Here is an 18528-nt window from a genome sequence, read left to right as displayed (position 1 = left end):
TTATACATTATCAATCAACCGGCACAACTAATTTAAATTGAAGGAGGTAGGCTCCTTGATTGATGTAAATAATTTCCATTACATGAAAATAGGACTTGCTTCACCTGAAAAGATCCGTTCTTGGTCATTTGGTGAAGTGAAAAAACCAGAAACAATTAACTACCGTACGTTAAAACCTGAAAGAGATGGTTTATTCTGTGAGAAAATTTTTGGTCCAACTAAGGACTGGGAATGTAGTTGTGGTAAATATAAAAGAGTACGCTACAAAGGCATGGTCTGTGACCGTTGTGGTGTAGAGGTTACTAAATCAAAAGTGCGTCGTGAAAGAATGGGGCACATTGAATTAGCAGCTCCAGTTTCACACATTTGGTACTTCAAAGGTATCCCAAGTCGTATGGGACTTTTACTTGATATGTCACCACGTTCACTTGAAGAGGTTATATACTTTGCTTCTTACACTGTAATTGATCCAGGTCCAACTGGATTAGAGAAGAAACAATTATTAACTGAAGGTGAATTCCGTGAGTATTATGATAAATATCCAGGTAAATTCACAGCAAAAATGGGTGCAGAAGCAATCCGTGACTTATTAAGCGATATCGACTTAGATAAAGAATTAAAAGAATTACGTGAAGAATTAGAATCAGCAACAGGACAAAGATTGACAAGAGCAATTAAACGTCTAGAAGTTGTTGAATCATTCCGTCACTCAGGTAATGATCCATCTTGGATGATCTTAGATGTATTACCAATTATTCCACCTGAAATTCGTCCAATGGTTCAATTAGATGGTGGACGTTTCGCAACAAGTGATTTAAATGATTTATACCGTCGTGTTATCAACCGTAATAATCGTTTGAAACGTTTATTAGACTTAGGTGCACCTGGTATTATCGTTCAAAATGAAAAACGTATGTTACAAGAAGCTGTAGATGCTTTAATTGATAATGGTCGTCGTGGTCGTCCAGTAACTGGACCAGGTAACCGTCCATTAAAATCATTGTCACATATGTTAAAAGGTAAACAAGGTCGTTTCCGTCAAAACTTACTTGGTAAACGTGTTGACTATTCAGGTCGTTCAGTTATCGTAGTTGGACCAAACCTTAAAATGTATCAATGTGGTTTACCGAAAGAAATGGCGTTAGAATTGTTCAAACCTTTCATTATGAAAGAACTTGTTGAACGTGAAATTGCTACAAACATCAAGAATGCAAAAGGTAAAATAGAAAGAATGGAAGAAGAAGTTTGGGATGTACTAGAAGATGTTATTAAAGAACATCCAGTACTATTAAACCGTGCACCAACACTTCACCGTTTAGGTATTCAAGCATTTGAACCTACACTAGTTGAAGGTCGTGCAATCAGACTTCATCCACTTGTAACAACTGCTTATAACGCTGACTTTGATGGTGACCAAATGGCTGTCCATGTTCCATTATCAAAAGAAGCACAAGCAGAAGCACGTATGTTAATGCTTGCAGCTCAAAACATCTTGAACCCTAAAGATGGTAAACCAGTCGTAACACCTTCTCAAGATATGGTATTAGGTAACTATTACTTAACACTTGAACGTAAAGGCGCTACAGGAGCTGGTGAAATCTTTAGTGAAACAGATGAAGTTATTAAAGCGTATGTAAATGGTTATGTTCATTTACACTCACGTATAGCTGTTCATGCAAGATCATTAAAGAACCCAACATTTACAGAAGAACAAAACAATAAACTACTTATCACATCTGTTGGTAAAGTGATATTCAATGAAATTATGCCGGATTCATTCCCGTATATTAATGAACCAACGAATTTCAATTTAGAAAAATCAACACCTGACAAATACTTTGTATCACCTACTGATATTCCAGAAGGTGGATTAATCGAGTACTTACAAGATGTTGAACTTGTTAAACCATTTAACAAGAAATTCTTAGGTCAAATCATTGCGGAAATCTTTAATAAATTCCACATTACAGATACATCAGTAATGCTTGATAAGATGAAAGATTTAGGATTTAAATACTCATCTAAAGCTGGTATTACAGTTGGGGTTTCTGACATTGTGGTACTTCCTGATAAACAAGAAATTATTGGAGAAGCAGAAGTCAAAGTAGATAAAGTACAGAAACAGTTTAGCCGTGGTTTAATTACTGAAAGCGAACGTTATGCTGCTGTAATTGAAATTTGGACAAAAGCTAAAGATGATATTCAAGCTAAATTAATGATGTCATTAGACAGCTTAAACCCAATCTTCATGATGAGTGACTCTGGTGCCCGTGGTAACGCATCTAACTTCACTCAATTAGCTGGTATGCGTGGTTTGATGGCTAACCCATCTGGTCGAATTATCGAGTTACCTATTAAATCTTCATTCCGTGAAGGTTTAACAGTACTTGAATACTTCATCTCTACTCACGGTGCGCGTAAAGGTCTTGCCGATACAGCGCTGAAAACTGCCGATTCAGGTTACTTAACACGTCGTCTAGTTGACGTAGCACAAGATGTTATCGTTAGAGAAGAAGACTGTGGAACTGACCGTGGATTACTTGTTTCAGATATTAGAGAAGGATCAGAGTTAATCGAGCCATTCATTGAACGTATTGAAGGTCGTTACTCTAAAGAAACATTACGTCATCCTGAAACAGATGAAGTAATTATTAAAGTTAATGAATTAATAACTGCTGATATTGCTAAACAAATAGTTGATGCAGGTATTACTGAAATGCATATTCGCTCTGCATTTACATGTAACACTCGTCACGGTGTATGTGAAAAATGTTATGGTAAGAACTTAGCAACTGGTGAACAAGTTGAAGTTGGTGAAGCAGTTGGTACAATTGCTGCACAATCAATCGGTGAACCAGGTACTCAGCTTACAATGCGTACATTCCATACAGGTGGTGTAGCAGGTGCCGATATCACTCAAGGTTTACCTCGTATTCAAGAGCTATTTGAAGCACGTAACCCTAAAGGACAAGCTGTTATTTCTGAAATTAATGGTGAAGTAACTGAAATTACGATTGTTAAAGATCGTCAACAAGAAATTAAAGTTAAAGGCGAAAATGAAATCCGTACTTATAACGCACCAGGTACTGCTCGACTTAAAGTTGAAGAAGGTCAATACGTAGAACGTGGTGAAGTTATGACTGAAGGTTCAATCGAACCTAAAGGATTACTAGCTGTTGCAGGCTTAAATGCAACTCAAAGTTACTTACTTAAAGAAGTACAAAAAGTTTACCGTATGCAAGGTGTTGAAATTTCAGATAAACACGTTGAAGTTATGGTTAGACAAATGCTTCGTAAAGTAAGAATTATTGAAGCAGGAGATACTAAACTATTACCAGGTGCATTAGTTGATATTCATACATTCACTGATGCAAACAGAGAAGTATTTGCGACGCGTAAACGTCCAGCAACTGCTAAACCTGTATTACTTGGTATTACGAAAGCATCTCTTGAGACTGAAAGTTTCTTATCAGCTGCTTCATTCCAAGAAACAACAAGAGTACTTACAGATGCTGCTATTAAAGGTAAGCGTGATGACTTACTTGGACTTAAAGAAAATGTTATCATCGGTAAATTGATCCCTGCCGGAACAGGTATGAGAAGATATACTGGTGTTGACTTTGAAAAAGTTGAAAAAGAAGTAGTACCTGAAGAACAAGTTGTAACTGACTAATATATATGGGCTGTTCTAGGTTCCTAGAACAGCTTGTATTTTATTATAAAAACACCTTAAAAATGATTGACTTTATAACTGTGCAATGTTATTATTGTTAAGGTTGATGAAAGCAGACGCTTTGGAGGATATGAAATGTCTAATGAAAAAGCCTTAAGCTTAAATCAAGACAGTTATGTCATTGGTTTAAAACAGACCACTAAAGCATTATTGAAGCATGATGTACGTCAAGTAATCATTGCTCAAGATGTCAATATTCATATTTTGTCGAAAGTGTTATCGATAGCATTTGAGACAGGCGTTCCGATAAGTTATAGTCCTAGTCGACAAGAACTTGGATCACGCTATGGAATAGAAGTTAATGCGACAGTTGTTGCATTGCTTAAATAAATGTGTAAGCTGTGCTTACTATTTTTATTTGACTTAAAATGAACCACCTGGATGTGTGGAATTAAGAAATGAAGAGAGGAGGACATTAAAGATGCCTACTATTAACCAATTAGTACGTAAACCTCGTACTAGCAAAACACAAAAATCAACTGCACCAGCATTAAACAGAGGTTACAATAGCATGAAGAAAAAAATGACTACTGTATACTCTCCTCAAAAACGTGGTGTATGTACTCGTGTAGGAACAATGACACCTAAAAAACCTAACTCAGCTTTACGTAAATATGCTCGTGTTCGTTTATCAAACAACATCGAAGTAAACGCGTATATCCCTGGTATTGGTCACAACTTACAAGAACACAGTGTTGTACTTATTCGTGGTGGACGTGTAAAAGACTTACCTGGTGTGCGTTACCATATCGTACGTGGTGCTTTAGACACTTCTGGTGTTGACGGTCGTATGCAAAGCCGTTCACTTTATGGTGCTAAAAAACCTAAAGCTGCTAAAAAATAATTTGACATTAAATTTCTGTAAATAACAGTTTTTTAAATGACGATAAATCAATTAAACTTTATAATGAGGAAGGAGGATTACGATTATGCCTCGTAAAGGTCCAGTTGCAAAAAGAGATGTTTTACCAGATCCAATTCACAACTCTAAATTAGTAACAAAATTAATCAACAAAATCATGCTTGATGGTAAACGTGGTACTGCTCAAAGAATTCTTTATTCTGCATTCGAACTTGTTCAAGAACGTTCAGGTAAAGATGCTATGGAAGTATTCGATGAAGCTATCAACAACATCATGCCTGTACTTGAAGTTAAAGCTCGCCGTGTAGGTGGTTCAAACTATCAAGTACCTGTAGAAGTACGTCCAGAACGTCGTACTACTTTAGGTTTACGTTGGTTAGTTAACTACGCGCGTCTTCGTGGTGAAAAAACTATGGAAGAGCGTTTAGCTAATGAAATCTTAGATGCTGCCAATAACACTGGTGGTGCTGTTAAGAAACGTGAAGACACTCACAAAATGGCAGAAGCTAACAAAGCGTTTGCTCATTACCGTTGGTAAGATAGAACTTAGAACCCTAAGCGTTAAAATTATAAAGAGGCTTATTTATAGGTCATCTATAGTTTTTTAAACACTTAGGGTATCAAAGTATCTATATAAACAACAACCAAATATCCAATGTTTTGGAAGGAGTAAGAATACTATGGCAAGAGATTTTTCTTTGAAAAACACTCGTAATATCGGTATCATGGCTCACATCGATGCTGGTAAAACTACTACTACTGAACGTATTCTTTATTACACAGGCCGTATCCATAAAATTGGTGAAACACATGAAGGTGCTTCACAAATGGACTGGATGGAACAAGAGCAAGAGCGTGGTATTACAATCACTTCTGCTGCGACTACTGCACAATGGGATGGTCACCGTGTAAACATCATCGATACACCAGGACACGTAGACTTCACAGTTGAAGTTGAACGTTCATTACGTGTACTTGATGGTGCTGTAACTGTTCTTGATGCGCAATCAGGTGTTGAACCTCAAACTGAAACAGTTTGGCGTCAAGCTACAACTTACGGAGTACCTCGTATTGTATTCATTAATAAAATGGACAAAATGGGTGCTAACTTTGAATATTCAGTTGGTACACTACATGAGCGCTTACAAGCAAATGCTCATCCAATTCAGTTACCAATTGGTGCGGAAGACGATTTCAACGCTATTATTGACTTAGTAGAAATGAAATGTTTCCAATACACTAATGACTTAGGTACTGAAATTGACGAAGTTGAGATCCCAGAATCTCACAAACAACAAGCTGAAGAAGCTCGTGAAGCTTTAATTGAAGCTGTTTCTGAATCAAATGACGAATTAATGGAAAAATACTTAGGTGGAGAAGAAATCACAGTTGATGAGCTTAAAGCGGCTATCCGTCAAGCTACTTGTGACGTTGAATTCTACCCAGTATTATGTGGTACAGCATTCAAAAACAAAGGTGTTCAATTAATGTTGGACGCTGTTATTGACTACTTACCATCACCATTAGATGTTAAACCTATTATCGGACATAGAGCTGATAACGAAGATGAAGAAGTAATTGCTAGACCTGATGACTCAGCACCTTTCGCTGCATTAGCGTTTAAAGTAATGACTGACCCATTCGTAGGTAAATTAACATTCTTCCGTGTTTATTCAGGTACAATGGAATCTGGTTCATACGTAAGAAACTCTACTAAAGGTAAACGTGAACGTGTAGGTCGTATCCTACAAATGCACGCTAACTCTCGTGAAGAGATTTCTACTGTATATTCTGGTGACATTGCAGGTGCTGTTGGTCTTAAAGATACTGGTACTGGTGATACTTTATGTGATGAAAAAGATAACATTATCTTAGAATCAATGGAATTCCCAGAACCTGTTATTCACTTATCTGTTGAGCCTAAATCTAAAGCTGACCAAGATAAAATGACTAACGCATTAGTTAAATTACAAGAAGAAGATCCAACATTCCATGCACACACTGACCATGAAACTGGACAAGTTATCATCGGTGGTATGGGTGAATTACATCTTGATATCTTAGTAGACCGTATGAAACGTGAATTCAAAGTAGAATGTACTGTTGGTGCTCCAATGGTATCTTACCGTGAAACGTTCAAAGAATCTGCACAAGTTCAAGGTAAATTCTCTCGTCAATCAGGTGGACGTGGACAATATGGTGATGTTCATATTGAATTCACACCTAACGAACAAGGTGGCGGCTTCGAATTCGAAAATGCTATCGTCGGTGGTGTAGTTCCTCGTGAATACATTCCATCAGTTGAAGCTGGTCTTAAAGATGCTATGGAAAACGGTGTATTAGCTGGATATCCATTAGTTGACGTTAAAGCTAAACTATATGATGGTTCATATCATGATGTCGATTCATCTGAAATGGCCTTCAAAGTTGCTGCGTCATTAGCACTTAAAGAAGCAGCTAAAAAATGTAACCCTGTAATCTTAGAGCCAATGATGAAAGTTGAAATCGTTATGCCTGAAGAATACATGGGAGACATCATGGGTGACGTAACAAGTCGTCGTGGACGTGTTGAAGGTATGGAAGCACGCGGTAACGCTCAAGTTGTTCGTGCATTTGTTCCACTTTCAGAAATGTTCGGTTACGCTACAAACTTACGTTCTAACACTCAAGGTCGTGGTACTTATACTATGGTATTTGATCACTACGAAGAAGTTCCTAAATCAATTTCTGAAGAAATTATCAAGAAAAACAAAGGTGAATAATACATTCGCTTTAATAAATTGATTTTTTCATCAAAATGATTTATAAATTAACTATAGGTTATCCTCATGATGGTGAGTAACCATCATGAGGCTTAAATAAAAAATAATTTTTAATATGAATAGGAGAGATTTCATAATGGCTAAAGAAAAATTTGATCGCTCAAAAACACATGCCAATATTGGTACTATCGGTCACGTTGACCATGGTAAAACTACTTTAACAGCTGCTATCGCAACTGTATTAGCAAAACGTTCTGGTGACGGAGAAGCTCGTTCTTACGACCAAATCGATAACGCTCCAGAAGAAAAAGAACGTGGTATTACAATCAATACTTCACACATCGAATATGAAACTGAAAAACGTCACTATGCGCACGTTGACTGCCCAGGACACGCTGACTATGTTAAAAACATGATCACTGGTGCTGCTCAAATGGACGGCGGTATCTTAGTAGTATCTGCTGCTGACGGTCCAATGCCTCAAACTCGTGAGCACATTCTTTTATCACGTAACGTAGGTGTTCCTGCATTAGTAGTATTCTTAAACAAAGTTGACATGGTTGACGATGAAGAATTATTAGAATTAGTTGAAATGGAAGTTCGTGACTTATTATCTGAATATGACTTCCCAGGCGACGACGTTCCTGTAATTGCTGGTTCAGCATTAAAAGCATTAGAAGGCGACGAAGCTTACGAAGATAAAATCATGGAATTAATGGAAGCTGTTGATACATTCATTCCAACTCCAGAACGTGACTCTGACAAACCATTCATGATGCCAGTTGAGGACGTATTCTCAATCACTGGTCGTGGTACTGTTGCTACAGGCCGTGTTGAACGTGGTCAAATCACTGTTGGTGAAGAAGTTGAAATCATCGGTTTAACTGAAGAATCTTCTAAAACAACTGTAACTGGTGTTGAAATGTTCCGTAAATTATTAGACTTCGCTGAAGCTGGAGATAACATCGGTGCATTATTACGTGGTGTTGCTCGTGAAGACGTTAACCGTGGTCAAGTATTAGCTAAACCAGGTTCAATCACACCTCACACTAAATTCAAAGCTGAAGTTTATGTATTATCTAAAGACGAAGGTGGACGTCATACTCCATTCTTCACAAACTACCGCCCACAATTCTATTTCCGTACTACTGACGTAACTGGTGTAGTTAACTTACCAGAAGGTACTGAAATGGTTATGCCTGGCGACAACGTTGAAATGGACGTTGAATTAATTTCACCAATCGCTATTGAAGACGGTACTCGTTTCTCAATCCGTGAAGGTGGACGTACAGTTGGATCAGGCGTTGTTACAATCATCGAAGCTTAATTCGATATTGAACAAACTTGATTAAACAAAATAAAAGCCGAGACATTAAGTTGTCTCGGTTTTTTTATTGCTTATTTTTCTAATTCATCACTATGTTCAATAATAGATAAGAATAATTTGACGCTATTTTGTAGTGCTTGTTCATCTAAATCGAATTTTGGATGGTGATGCGGATAAGTCGCTTTAAGTGCTTCGTTACCTACACCAGTAAAGAAATATGTTCCTGGAACATGTTGTAAGAAATAACCAACATCTTCGCCACCTAAAGAAGGAGGGAAATCGAAAGCTTCTTCAACTGAATCAATTTCTGATGCAAGTTTTTTAGCCCATTCTGTTTCTTTCTCATGATTTACTACTGGTGGATAGCCATCGTGATATTTCAAATGACATTTAACACCATAACTTGATTCGATACCGTTTAATATACCGTTCAAACGTTCTTTAATTTGATCTTTAACGTATGGTAAATATGTTCTAATAGTGCCTGATAATTGAACTTTATCTGCGATTACATTGAATGCATTACCACCTTTAAATGTTCCGAACGTTACGACAGCCGATTCTAAAGGATCTACTGTTCTTGAAACGATACTTTGTGCTTGGACAATCAATGAAGATGCAGCAACGATAGGATCTTTAGCTAGTTGAGGCATAGCACCATGTCCGCCTAGTCCTTGTATATCAATTTCAAATGAATCAGCTGCAGCATATGCTGGTCCAGAACAAAATCCAACTTTATTCGCTTCAATATGACTTGCTGTATGTGTTCCGAAGACATAATCCACACCATCGAGTGCACCGGCTTCTACCATCGCTTTAGCGCCACCTGGAAGTGACTCTTCAGCGTGTTGATGGATTAACACGACATTCCCATGAATATCTTGCTCATGCTTTTTAAGTATTTTTGCAGTGATGAGTAAACTTGCTGTATGCGCATCATGACCACAAGCATGCATCACACCATCGACTTTAGATTTATAAGGTACATCTTTCTCGTCTTGAATTGGCAATGCATCAAAATCAGCTCTTAATGCAATCGTTGGGCCTTCATGTCCGCCTTTTATATAACCTAACAAGCCATTACCACCGACATCTCTTTTAACTTCAATTCCAAGGTTTTCAAGATAATCAGCTATGTATTTCTTTGTATTTTCTTCTTGAAAAGAAAGTTCGGGATGCTGGTGTAAATGTCTTCTAATTTCTATTAATTCATCCATGTATTGATTAACTTCAGTCGTTAATGTCATGAATATCATTCCTTTCCATAAACTTAAATGTTGTGAGTAAGAAGATGCGTACAGCGTTTATTAAGCCTTGCTCATCAATATCAAACTTTGGATGGTGATGAGGGAAGTCAGCTTTGAAATGTTCGTTTCTTGTGCCTGTATAGAAAAATGCACCGGGAACACGCTGTTGATAATAAGAAAAATCTTCTCCACCTAAACTTGCTTCTAATTCTACGAGTTCTTCAACGCTATCAATTTCTTTAGTCGCTTCTAATATAAGATCAGTTTCACGTTCCGTGTTAATGACAGGGGGATACCCTTTACTATATTTCAAGTCGTAAGTAACATCAGTAGAAGTCGCAATGCCTTCTAATACTTTCTTAAACCCTTCTATGACACTATTTTGTGTATCTGAGTCGAAAGTTCTAATCGTTCCACCAATTTTGCATGTATCTGGTATGACATTATTCGTTTCTCCAGCATTGAACATTGTAATGGATAAAACGGCAGGAGAGAGTGCACTTGTTTTACGTGAAACAATGTATTGTAAATCGTTACATAATTGTATACCTGCAGCGAGTGGATCAATTAATTGATCTGGATGAGCAGCATGTCCACCTCTACCTTTCAAAGTAATCCAGAAGTCATCCGGAATACCTGTCGTTGTACCGTATTTATAGCCGATTTTACCAACATCTAAATGACTAGATACATGTTGCCCGATAATCGCATCAACGCCTGTTAAACACCCATCAGCAATCATTTGAATAGCACCACCAGGATCGACTTCTTCAGCATGTTGGTGAATAAAGACAACGCGACCATTAATTTCATCTTTATGTTCAGATAAAATTTTCGCAGTCATTAACAATACAGCCGTATGGGCATCGTGACCACAAGCGTGCATGACACCATCAACAGTTGATTTGTAAGGTACTTCCTTTTCATCTTGGATAGGTAATGCATCAAAATCAGCTCTAATCGCTAATGTAGGACCTTCTTTATCCTTATTTAATGTACCTACAACACCGCGTCCACCGACACCTTCACGAACGTCAATGCCTAATTCTCTTAAGTAATGTGCAATATAAGCAGGTGTCTTCACTTCTTCAAAAGATAATTCTGGATTCATATGTAAATATCTTCTGATTTCAATCATTTCATCATAATAGTCTTCAACTTTTTGTAATAAAATATTTTTCATTCTTATAGAACACCTTCTATCTCAAGTACTTGAATAAACATTTGCGTTGTCGTCTTCATCGCTTCTTCGTCTAAATCAAACATAGGATGATGATGAGGGGCAGTTGAGCCTTTATCTTCATTACCACTACCTGTTAGGAAGAAACAACCAGGACGATTAAGTAAGTAGTATGAGAAATCTTCACCTATCATCATAGGAGGGATGTCTTCATAAGTTAAGTCTAAGCGCTCAGCAGCTTCTTTAACCACTTCATATTGTTCTTCGTGATTGACGACTGTAGGATACCCTCTACGGTATTCAAAGTCATAAGTCGCGTTATTGGCTAAACAAATTCCTTTTAGGACACGTTCAAGCTCAGCTTCTATTGTGTCTTTAACTTCTGGTTTAAATGTTCTAACAGTACCCGCTAAAGTAGCTGTATCACTAATAACATTAAATGCAGTACCCGCATCTACTTTCCCAACTGTAATCACACCTCGATCTATTGGGTCTAAGTTTCGAGAAATGATTTTTTGGATGCTAGAAATGTATTCAGCAACGATTACAATTGGATCGATTGATGTATGAGGTTTAGCACCGTGACCACCTTTACCTTGAATGGTCACTTCAAAGTAGTCAGGTGATGCCATCATTTCATTAGGACGTGTCTTAATTGAAGATGTTTCATGACCACTCCAAAAATGGTTTCCATAAACTTTATCCACACCTTCTAATGCGCCATCATCAACCATTGGACTAGCACCACCAGGACTTAATTCTTCTGCATATTGAAAAATAAAAACAACATTCCCTTTAAGCAAATGTTGATGTTCATGCAGTATTTCACAGAATGTTAAGAGTGTAGCGGTATGACCGTCATGACCACAAGCATGCATTACACCATCAACAGTCGATTTATAAGGTACGTCTTTTTCATCTTGAATAGGTAAAGCATCAAAGTCAGCGCGAAATGCGATTGTTTGTCCAGGTTCATTCCCTGTTAATTTAGCGACAATACCACGTTCCCCGACTGGCGCTTTAATCTCTAATTTATCTAGTTTTTTTAATTCAGATAAAATAAAATCATGAGTTTTTTCCTCATGATAGGATAGTTCAGGATTTTTATGCATATATCTTCTGATGTCTACAAGTCGATCGAATTTTTTATCTACTTCTTCTTTCCAATTAACCATTCATAAACCTTCTTTCAGTTCTTTAAAAATATAATATGATAATTGTAGCAAAATTTATAGAAAATTTAAACAATTCAATTTGAGATGATAACGCTTAATTCTTTGATTTTGATGTGTTATGATTGAGAAAAAGTGCTAAAGGAGAAGGTTTAAATGGTACAAACATTAGATTCATTCTTACAAACAAATTTAAATGAATTAAAAGACAATGGCCTATATAACGAGATTGATGTCGTTGAAGGTGCAAATGGTGCTGAGATTACAATTGGAGGTAAAAATTACATTAACTTATCTTCAAATAACTATCTTGGATTAGCAACAGATGAAGATTTAAAGAAAGCTGCTAAAGATGCGATAGATTCTCACGGTGTAGGTGCGGGGGCAGTACGTACAATTAACGGTACATTAGACTTACACAGAGAACTTGAAGAAACTTTAGCTCAGTTCAAAGGTACGGAAAGTGCAATCGCATACCAATCAGGCTTTAACTGTAACATGGCTGCTATTTCAGCTGTTATGAATAAAAATGATGCAATCTTATCTGATGAATTAAACCATGCTTCAATTATTGATGGTTGTCGTTTATCTAAAGCAAAAATTATTCGTGTTAATCACTCAGATATGGATGATTTAAGAGCGAAAGCTAAAGAAGCGGTTGAATCAGGTCAATATAATAAAGTTATGTACATTACAGATGGCGTATTCTCAATGGATGGAGACGTAGCAAAATTACCTGAAATTGTAGAAATTGCTGAAGAATTTGGTTTAATCACATATGTTGATGACGCGCATGGTTCTGGTGTAATGGGTAAAGGCGCAGGAACAGTTAAACATTTCGGGCTTCAAGACAAAATTGATTTCCAAATCGGAACACTATCAAAAGCAATTGGTGTTGTAGGTGGTTATGTAGCTGGTACTAAAGATTTAATCGACTGGTTAAAAGTTGCTTCAAGACCATTCTTATTCTCAACTTCATTAGCACCTGGGGATACTAAAGCTATTACAGAATCAGTGAAAAAATTAATGGCCTCTACAGAATTACATGATAAATTATGGGATAACGCTAATTACTTAAAAGAAGGCTTAAAAGCAAAAGGCTTTGATATCGGTCATTCAGAAACACCAATTACACCTGTAATTATCGGTGAAGAGAAAAAAGCTCAAACATTTAGTAAGAGATTAATGGACGAAGGTGTGTATGCGAAAGCAATCGTATTCCCAACAGTTCCAAGAGGCACAGGCCGTGTAAGAAACATGCCAACAGCTGCTCACACTAAAGAACAATTAGATCAAGCAATTGATATTTATGAAAAAATCGGTAAAGAATTAGGATTACTATAATTAATATTTCATCAAGCGCATGGGACAAATGTATACGTCCCATGCGCTTTTAATTTATAGCGATTCAGGCGATAGTTAGTAACAAAACTCTGTACATTTGTAATTAAGGAGGGCGTTAGTAACAAAACTCTGTACATTTGTAATTAAGGAGGGCGTTAGTAACAAAACTCAGAACTTTTGTAATTAAGGAGGCTGTTAGTAACAAAACTTCGCACTTTTGTAATTAAGGAGGGCGTTAGTAACAAAACTTCGCACTTTTGTAATTAAGGAGGGCGTTAGTAACAAAACTCTGTACTTTTGTAATTAAGGAAGGCGTTAGTAACAAAACTCTGTACTTTTGTAATTAAGGGAGCCGTTAGTAACAAAACTCTGAACTTTTGTAATTAAGGGAGCCGTTAGTAATAAAACTAAGTACTTTTGTAACGAAACGTACCGTAACTAACATTTTATTCTCGACTTATGTATTACAATACGATTGTTTTTTTGTATTAGGTAACTTTATTTATCTTTCTAATGTACTTCTGAAGTATACAAAACGATAAAAATATAGTAAAATATCATTGAAGAAAGCGCTTTTGTCTTTCTTGTGCGTACAAATGAACATTTCAACAATACAGGAGGATTTAAAATGAAAAAGATAATAATCACTGGGGCGTTAGGACAAATAGGGACAGAATTAGTTATAAAGTTAAGAAATAAATATGGTAATGAAAATGTATTAGCGACTGATATTAGAGAACCAGAAAGTGATAGCGAAATTAATAATGGACCATTTGAAATTTTAGATGTTACAGATCAAGAAAGATTTCATGAATTAGTTAAAAATTTCAATGCAGATACTTTAATGCATATGGCGGCATTACTTTCAGCAACTGCTGAAAAGAATCCACTATTCGCTTGGAATATAAATATGGGTGGATTAGTGAATGCACTTGAAATAGCACGTGAATTCGATATGCAATTCTTCACACCAAGTTCAATCGGTGCGTTTGGACCAAATACACCTAAAGATATGACTCCACAAGTTACAATACAAAGACCAACTTCAATGTATGGTGTAAACAAAGTAGCTGGGGAATTATTATGTGACTATTACTACACGAAATTTGGCGTAGATACTAGAAGTATGAGATTTCCTGGGTTAATCTCTTATGTTAAAGAACCAGGTGGCGGTACAACTGACTATGCAGTGGAAATTTATTTCAAAGCTATCAGAGAAGGAAGATATGACAGCTATATAGATAAAGGTACATTTATGGATATGATGTTCATGGATGATGCTATTGATGCAATCATTAAATTGATGGAAGCGGATAGTTCACGATTAATTAACCGTAATGCATACAATGTGAGCGCAATGAGCGTTGATCCTGAGACAATTAAAGCTGCTATCCAAAAACATATGCCTGATTTCGAATTAGGTTATGATGTGGATCCAGAAAGACAAGCAATTGCTGATAGCTGGCCAAATTCTATTGATTCAACTTGCGCGAAAGAAGAGTGGGACTTCTCACCAACTTATGATTTAGAAAAAATGACTTCATTAATGCTTAAAGCTATTGAAGAAAAAGATAATTTAGCTAAACAGTAATTTTATTGTGTATATTTTTTAAATTTTCCAAAAATTCATTGAATAACGCCTCTATGACTGATATACTTGATAACATTAATTATTAATTAGCCTAGGAGGAATCATTATGACAGAAACATTTTACGTAGAAAAGCGTGAACAGCTTAAAGAGAAACCGGATTTTTCAAATTTGGTCTTTGGCGAAATCTTTACTGATTATATGCTATCTATGTCATATAAACAGGGTGAAGGCTGGTCAGAGCCTAAAATAATTCCATATGGGCCGATTACGTTGTCACCAAGTGCGCAAGGGCTTCATTATGGACAAACAGTGTTCGAAGGTATGAAAGCATATAAAGATGGTGATGAAGTTACGTTATTCAGACCTGACCAAAATTTCAAGCGAATTAATTTATCTTTAAAAAGACTTGAAATGCCTCAAATCGATGAAGAAAAAGTGTTAAACGGTTTAATTCAACTTATTGATTTAGAGCGCGATTGGATTCCAAGTGGAGAAGGTCAATCTTTATATGTTAGACCATTTGTATATGCAACTGAACCATACTTAGGTGTGCGTTCTTCTACGGACTACGAATTTTTAGTAATACTTTCTCCAGTAGGCGCTTATTACGGTGATGATCAAATGAAACCAACAAGTATATATGTTGAAGATGAATATGTACGTGCTGTAAGAGGTGGCGTTGGATTTGCTAAATGTGGTGGTAACTACGCAGCAAGTTTAATCGCGCAAACACGTGCTAATGAACTCGGATTTGATCAAGTATTATGGTTAGACGGCGTTGAACAAAAATACATCGAAGAAGTCGGAAGTATGAATATATTCTTCGTCATCGATGGCAAAGTTGTAACACCTGAGTTGAATGGTAGTATTTTACCAGGTATTACACGTAAAACAGTTCTCGAACTTGCTCGAGAGTTAGGTTATGAAACTGAAGAGAAACGATTATCTATTGATGATATTATAAATGCTCATCATGATGGTCGTTTAACAGAAATTTTCGGGACAGGAACTGCAGCAGTTATTTCTCCAGTAGGATTCCTAAAATACGAAGAAGCTGAAATTACAATTAATAATAATGAAATCGGTCCGGTTACTCAAACGTTATTTGATGAATATACAGCAATCCAAACAGGTAAGAAAGAAGATAAACATGGTTGGAGAGTTGTTGTAGGACAAGAAAGCCACATTGAAATTGTGTAAATAAATTCAATAATAAGAAGAGAGTCTGAGACAGTATCTGTAGCAGGCTCTTTTTTAAAGGAGTAAAGTGATGATTAAATGGTTATTATTTGATAAAGACGGGACATTGCTTAAGTTTGATGAAACATGGTCTGAAATATCACTTGTGATGATCGATCGCTTTGTTGAGAAATATCATATAGAGCAAAAACAAGCATTACAAGAAGCGTTAGGATATGTAGATGGACAATTTCTATCAAGTGGTATATTAGCATCAGGAACATTAGCTGATATCGTACGTGTGTTTACACAATTTGCAGAAAATGCTGATCCAAAAGAAATTGAAGACTGGACAGTACAACTGAGCAAAGATTTAATCGCAGAGTACGAGCCAGAAACAATCGTTATAGAAGGAATGGTAGAAACATTAACCGCATTTAAAGAGAAATCATACCAAATCGCAATTATTACAAGTGATGATATCGACGGGACAAATAGATTTATTCAAGATGCAGGTGTAGGTCATTTAATAGATGAAAAAATAACAGCATCTATTAACGGTTATCAAAAGCCAAATCCAAAAATGGTAGAAGACTTTTATGAAAAATGGAACGTATCACCAGACGAAATTGTGATTATAGGCGATACACCAACAGACATACAAATGGGTAAGAATGCACACTTCAAGAAAGTTATTGGCGTTCTGAGCGGTACGGGTAATAAAGAAGATTTATCAGATGCAGACTTTATTTATCAAGATATTAATGAATTTTACGCACAAGAAGCGGAATGGAGTAAATAAAATAAATGGCCATAAATATGCTTATAACAGCATGTTTATGGCCATTTTATTATTTCACGCGTGTATCGATTGAACGATGTGTCTCAATGACATGCGCGATTTTATCTATAATATGGTTAATGGAATCTGGATCTTCATATAAGTCATAGTCGTTAATATTTACACGTACAACTGGACATTCTGTAAAGTTGTTAATCCAATTATCATAACGTGAGAATAATTTTTTCCAATATGCTTCATCTGTTTCGATTTCCATTTGACGTCCACGTCTTTGGATACGTTGGATGACATCATTATAGTCACATTCTAAATAGATTAATGCGTCTGGTTTAGGGAAGTAAGGTGTCATAACGATTGCTTCAAATAATTCTCTATACGTCGCATAATCTTCTTCAGTCATTGTGCCTTGTTCTTCGTGCATTTTAGCAAATATATCAACGTCTTCATATATTGAACGGTCTTGGATAAATCCGCCACCATATTCGAACATTCTCTTTTGTTCTTTAAAGCGTTCTGCTAAAAAGTAAATTTGTAGATGGAAGCTCCAACGTTCAAAGTCGTGATAAAATTTTTCTAAATAAGGGTTGTTATCGACTTTCTCAAAAGAAGTCTTGAAATTTAGTCGTTCGCTAAGTGCTTGTGTTAAAGATGATTTTCCAACACCAACAGTACCAGCAATAGTGATGATAGCATCATTTGGTATGACTTTATTTGTCATGTATAATCTCTCCAATCAAAGGTTGTAATAAGTTTAAGACTTGTTGATAATCTGCGGTGTTATTCACGAAATCTAATTGAGAAGTATCGATTTGAATAGCATCAATTTCGTTTTTTACTTCTTCATAAAATTGATTATAGTCACGTTTAAGTTGAGCTAAATAATCATTTTCAATTTGAGTTTCGTACGATCTATTTCGATGGGCAATTCGTTGTTGAAGTACTTCGAGGGATGCATCGAGAAAGATAATTTGGTCAGGCATGCGAATATCTTCAGTTAAGATATCATAAATTCTACTAAATTTATCAAATTCAGTTTCATTTAATGTGTTTTTAGCGAAAATCTTATTTTTAAAGATATGATAGTCGCTCACAATACCATTAATATTTTCTAAATCGGTTAACTGTTTGTAACGATGACACAAGAAGAACATTTCGGTTTGAAAGCTCCATTTAGAAATATCGTCATAAAAATCACTTAAATATGGATTCTCATCAACAATTTCAAATTCTTCAGTGTAATGGAGCGCTTCAGCAAGCTTTTTCGTTAAAGAGCTTTTCCCGACGCCGATTGGTCCTTCAATTGCGATAAAGGTTTTTTTCATATATAT

At 36.2% G+C, this 18528-nt stretch carries 15 protein-coding genes; 10 read left to right on the top strand and 5 right to left on the bottom strand.

From position 1 onward, the window contains the following. Window positions 1-55 precede the first annotated feature (55 nt). The 6 genes from rpoC to tuf all read left to right on the top strand — a co-directional run bounded on the left by rpoC (window position 56) and on the right by tuf (window position 8684). Window positions 56-3673: a DNA-directed RNA polymerase subunit beta' gene (gene rpoC, locus LQ622_RS10825; protein WP_037589922.1), complete on the top strand. Its 3618-nt coding sequence runs from the start codon at window positions 56-58 to the stop codon at window positions 3671-3673. Between the two features lie 135 nt (window positions 3674-3808). Then, entirely contained in the window at window positions 3809-4063 is a 255-nt protein-coding gene (locus LQ622_RS10820) for a ribosomal L7Ae/L30e/S12e/Gadd45 family protein (RefSeq protein ID WP_025904865.1), read from the top strand. Between the two features lie 91 nt (window positions 4064-4154). Continuing rightward, a complete protein-coding gene (gene rpsL / locus LQ622_RS10815; protein WP_037589923.1) occupies window positions 4155-4577 on the top strand; it encodes a 30S ribosomal protein S12 in 423 nt (140 codons plus the stop codon). A gap of 85 nt (window positions 4578-4662) precedes the next feature. Beyond that, window positions 4663-5133: a 30S ribosomal protein S7 gene (rpsG, locus tag LQ622_RS10810; protein ID WP_025904867.1), complete on the top strand. Its 471-nt coding sequence runs from the start codon at window positions 4663-4665 to the stop codon at window positions 5131-5133. Between the two features lie 142 nt (window positions 5134-5275). After that, window positions 5276-7357: an elongation factor G gene (gene fusA / locus LQ622_RS10805; RefSeq protein ID WP_037589924.1), complete on the top strand. Its 2082-nt coding sequence runs from the start codon at window positions 5276-5278 to the stop codon at window positions 7355-7357. Between the two features lie 136 nt (window positions 7358-7493). Beyond that, the gene (tuf, locus tag LQ622_RS10800; RefSeq protein WP_037589925.1) at window positions 7494-8684 is read left to right on the top strand and encodes an elongation factor Tu; all 1191 of its coding nucleotides are present in this window, start codon (window positions 7494-7496) and stop codon (window positions 8682-8684) included. A gap of 71 nt (window positions 8685-8755) precedes the next feature. On the opposite strand, the gene LQ622_RS10795 is transcribed toward tuf, so the two are convergent. The 3 genes from LQ622_RS10795 to LQ622_RS10785 are packed head-to-tail and all read right to left on the bottom strand — an operon-like array spanning window position 8756 to window position 12286. Continuing rightward, window positions 8756-9931 carry a M20 metallopeptidase family protein gene (locus LQ622_RS10795; RefSeq protein WP_239763342.1) on the bottom strand — a complete coding sequence of 392 codons (1176 nt, stop codon included), beginning with the start codon at window positions 9929-9931 and terminating at the stop codon, window positions 8756-8758. After that, the gene (locus tag LQ622_RS10790; protein WP_025904871.1) at window positions 9915-11114 is read right to left on the bottom strand and encodes an amidohydrolase; all 1200 of its coding nucleotides are present in this window, start codon (window positions 11112-11114) and stop codon (window positions 9915-9917) included. The genes LQ622_RS10795 and LQ622_RS10790 overlap by 17 nt, the downstream gene beginning before the upstream one ends. A gap of 2 nt (window positions 11115-11116) precedes the next feature. After that, window positions 11117-12286 (bottom strand): amidohydrolase, encoded by a 1170-nt coding sequence (locus LQ622_RS10785; protein ID WP_239740189.1) that lies wholly within the window; start codon window positions 12284-12286, stop codon window positions 11117-11119. Window positions 12287-12439: 153 nt separating this feature from the next. Here LQ622_RS10785 and LQ622_RS10780 point away from each other — a divergent pair, with 153 nt between their 5' ends. The 4 genes from LQ622_RS10780 to LQ622_RS10765 all read left to right on the top strand — a co-directional run bounded on the left by LQ622_RS10780 (window position 12440) and on the right by LQ622_RS10765 (window position 17200). Beyond that, window positions 12440-13627, top strand: coding sequence for a glycine C-acetyltransferase (locus tag LQ622_RS10780; RefSeq protein ID WP_025904873.1), 1188 nt, complete (start codon window positions 12440-12442; stop codon window positions 13625-13627). 628 nt (window positions 13628-14255) lie between these two features. Then, window positions 14256-15218, top strand: a complete 963-nt coding sequence (locus tag LQ622_RS10775; RefSeq protein ID WP_239775118.1) for an L-threonine 3-dehydrogenase — start codon at window positions 14256-14258, stop codon at window positions 15216-15218. Between the two features lie 106 nt (window positions 15219-15324). Beyond that, window positions 15325-16419 carry a branched-chain amino acid aminotransferase gene (locus LQ622_RS10770; RefSeq protein WP_025904875.1) on the top strand — a complete coding sequence of 365 codons (1095 nt, stop codon included), beginning with the start codon at window positions 15325-15327 and terminating at the stop codon, window positions 16417-16419. 70 nt (window positions 16420-16489) lie between these two features. Next, on the top strand, window positions 16490-17200 hold the full coding sequence (locus LQ622_RS10765) for an HAD family hydrolase (protein ID WP_239763340.1): 711 nt from the start codon (window positions 16490-16492) through the stop codon (window positions 17198-17200). A 49-nt stretch (window positions 17201-17249) separates the two neighbouring features. Here LQ622_RS10765 and LQ622_RS10760 read toward each other — a convergent pair whose 3' ends face one another. After that, entirely contained in the window at window positions 17250-17918 is a 669-nt protein-coding gene (locus LQ622_RS10760) for a deoxynucleoside kinase (RefSeq protein ID WP_239775116.1), read from the bottom strand. Then, window positions 17908-18522 carry a deoxynucleoside kinase gene (locus LQ622_RS10755; protein ID WP_204255789.1) on the bottom strand — a complete coding sequence of 205 codons (615 nt, stop codon included), beginning with the start codon at window positions 18520-18522 and terminating at the stop codon, window positions 17908-17910. The genes LQ622_RS10760 and LQ622_RS10755 overlap by 11 nt, the downstream gene beginning before the upstream one ends. Window positions 18523-18528: the final 6 nt, after the last annotated feature.

It is taken from the genome of Mammaliicoccus sp. N-M50 (assembly GCF_022386995.1).
Taxonomy (GTDB): Bacteria; Bacillota; Bacilli; order Staphylococcales; family Staphylococcaceae; genus Mammaliicoccus; species Mammaliicoccus sciuri_A.
The sequence above is the reverse complement of the archived record's forward strand: the minus strand, read 5'-3'. Positions and strand labels throughout refer to the sequence as shown.

What these genes read in the sequence shown, in the direction of transcription:
- LQ622_RS10790 (WP_025904871.1), bottom strand. Translation starts at nt 11,114, where the DNA reads ATGAAAAATATTTTATTACAAAAAGTTGAAGACTATTATGATGAAATG.
- rpsL (WP_037589923.1), top strand. Translation starts at nt 4,155, where the DNA reads ATGCCTACTATTAACCAATTAGTACGTAAACCTCGTACTAGCAAAACA.
- LQ622_RS10795 (WP_239763342.1), bottom strand. Translation starts at nt 9,931, where the DNA reads ATGACATTAACGACTGAAGTTAATCAATACATGGATGAATTAATAGAA.
- LQ622_RS10760 (WP_239775116.1), bottom strand. Translation starts at nt 17,918, where the DNA reads ATGACAAATAAAGTCATACCAAATGATGCTATCATCACTATTGCTGGT.
- LQ622_RS10820 (WP_025904865.1), top strand. Translation starts at nt 3,809, where the DNA reads ATGTCTAATGAAAAAGCCTTAAGCTTAAATCAAGACAGTTATGTCATT.
- LQ622_RS10780 (WP_025904873.1), top strand. Translation starts at nt 12,440, where the DNA reads ATGGTACAAACATTAGATTCATTCTTACAAACAAATTTAAATGAATTA.
- LQ622_RS10775 (WP_239775118.1), top strand. Translation starts at nt 14,256, where the DNA reads ATGAAAAAGATAATAATCACTGGGGCGTTAGGACAAATAGGGACAGAA.
- fusA (WP_037589924.1), top strand. Translation starts at nt 5,276, where the DNA reads ATGGCAAGAGATTTTTCTTTGAAAAACACTCGTAATATCGGTATCATG.
- LQ622_RS10770 (WP_025904875.1), top strand. Translation starts at nt 15,325, where the DNA reads ATGACAGAAACATTTTACGTAGAAAAGCGTGAACAGCTTAAAGAGAAA.
- LQ622_RS10785 (WP_239740189.1), bottom strand. Translation starts at nt 12,286, where the DNA reads ATGGTTAATTGGAAAGAAGAAGTAGATAAAAAATTCGATCGACTTGTA.
- rpsG (WP_025904867.1), top strand. Translation starts at nt 4,663, where the DNA reads ATGCCTCGTAAAGGTCCAGTTGCAAAAAGAGATGTTTTACCAGATCCA.
- tuf (WP_037589925.1), top strand. Translation starts at nt 7,494, where the DNA reads ATGGCTAAAGAAAAATTTGATCGCTCAAAAACACATGCCAATATTGGT.
- LQ622_RS10765 (WP_239763340.1), top strand. Translation starts at nt 16,490, where the DNA reads ATGATTAAATGGTTATTATTTGATAAAGACGGGACATTGCTTAAGTTT.
- LQ622_RS10755 (WP_204255789.1), bottom strand. Translation starts at nt 18,522, where the DNA reads ATGAAAAAAACCTTTATCGCAATTGAAGGACCAATCGGCGTCGGGAAA.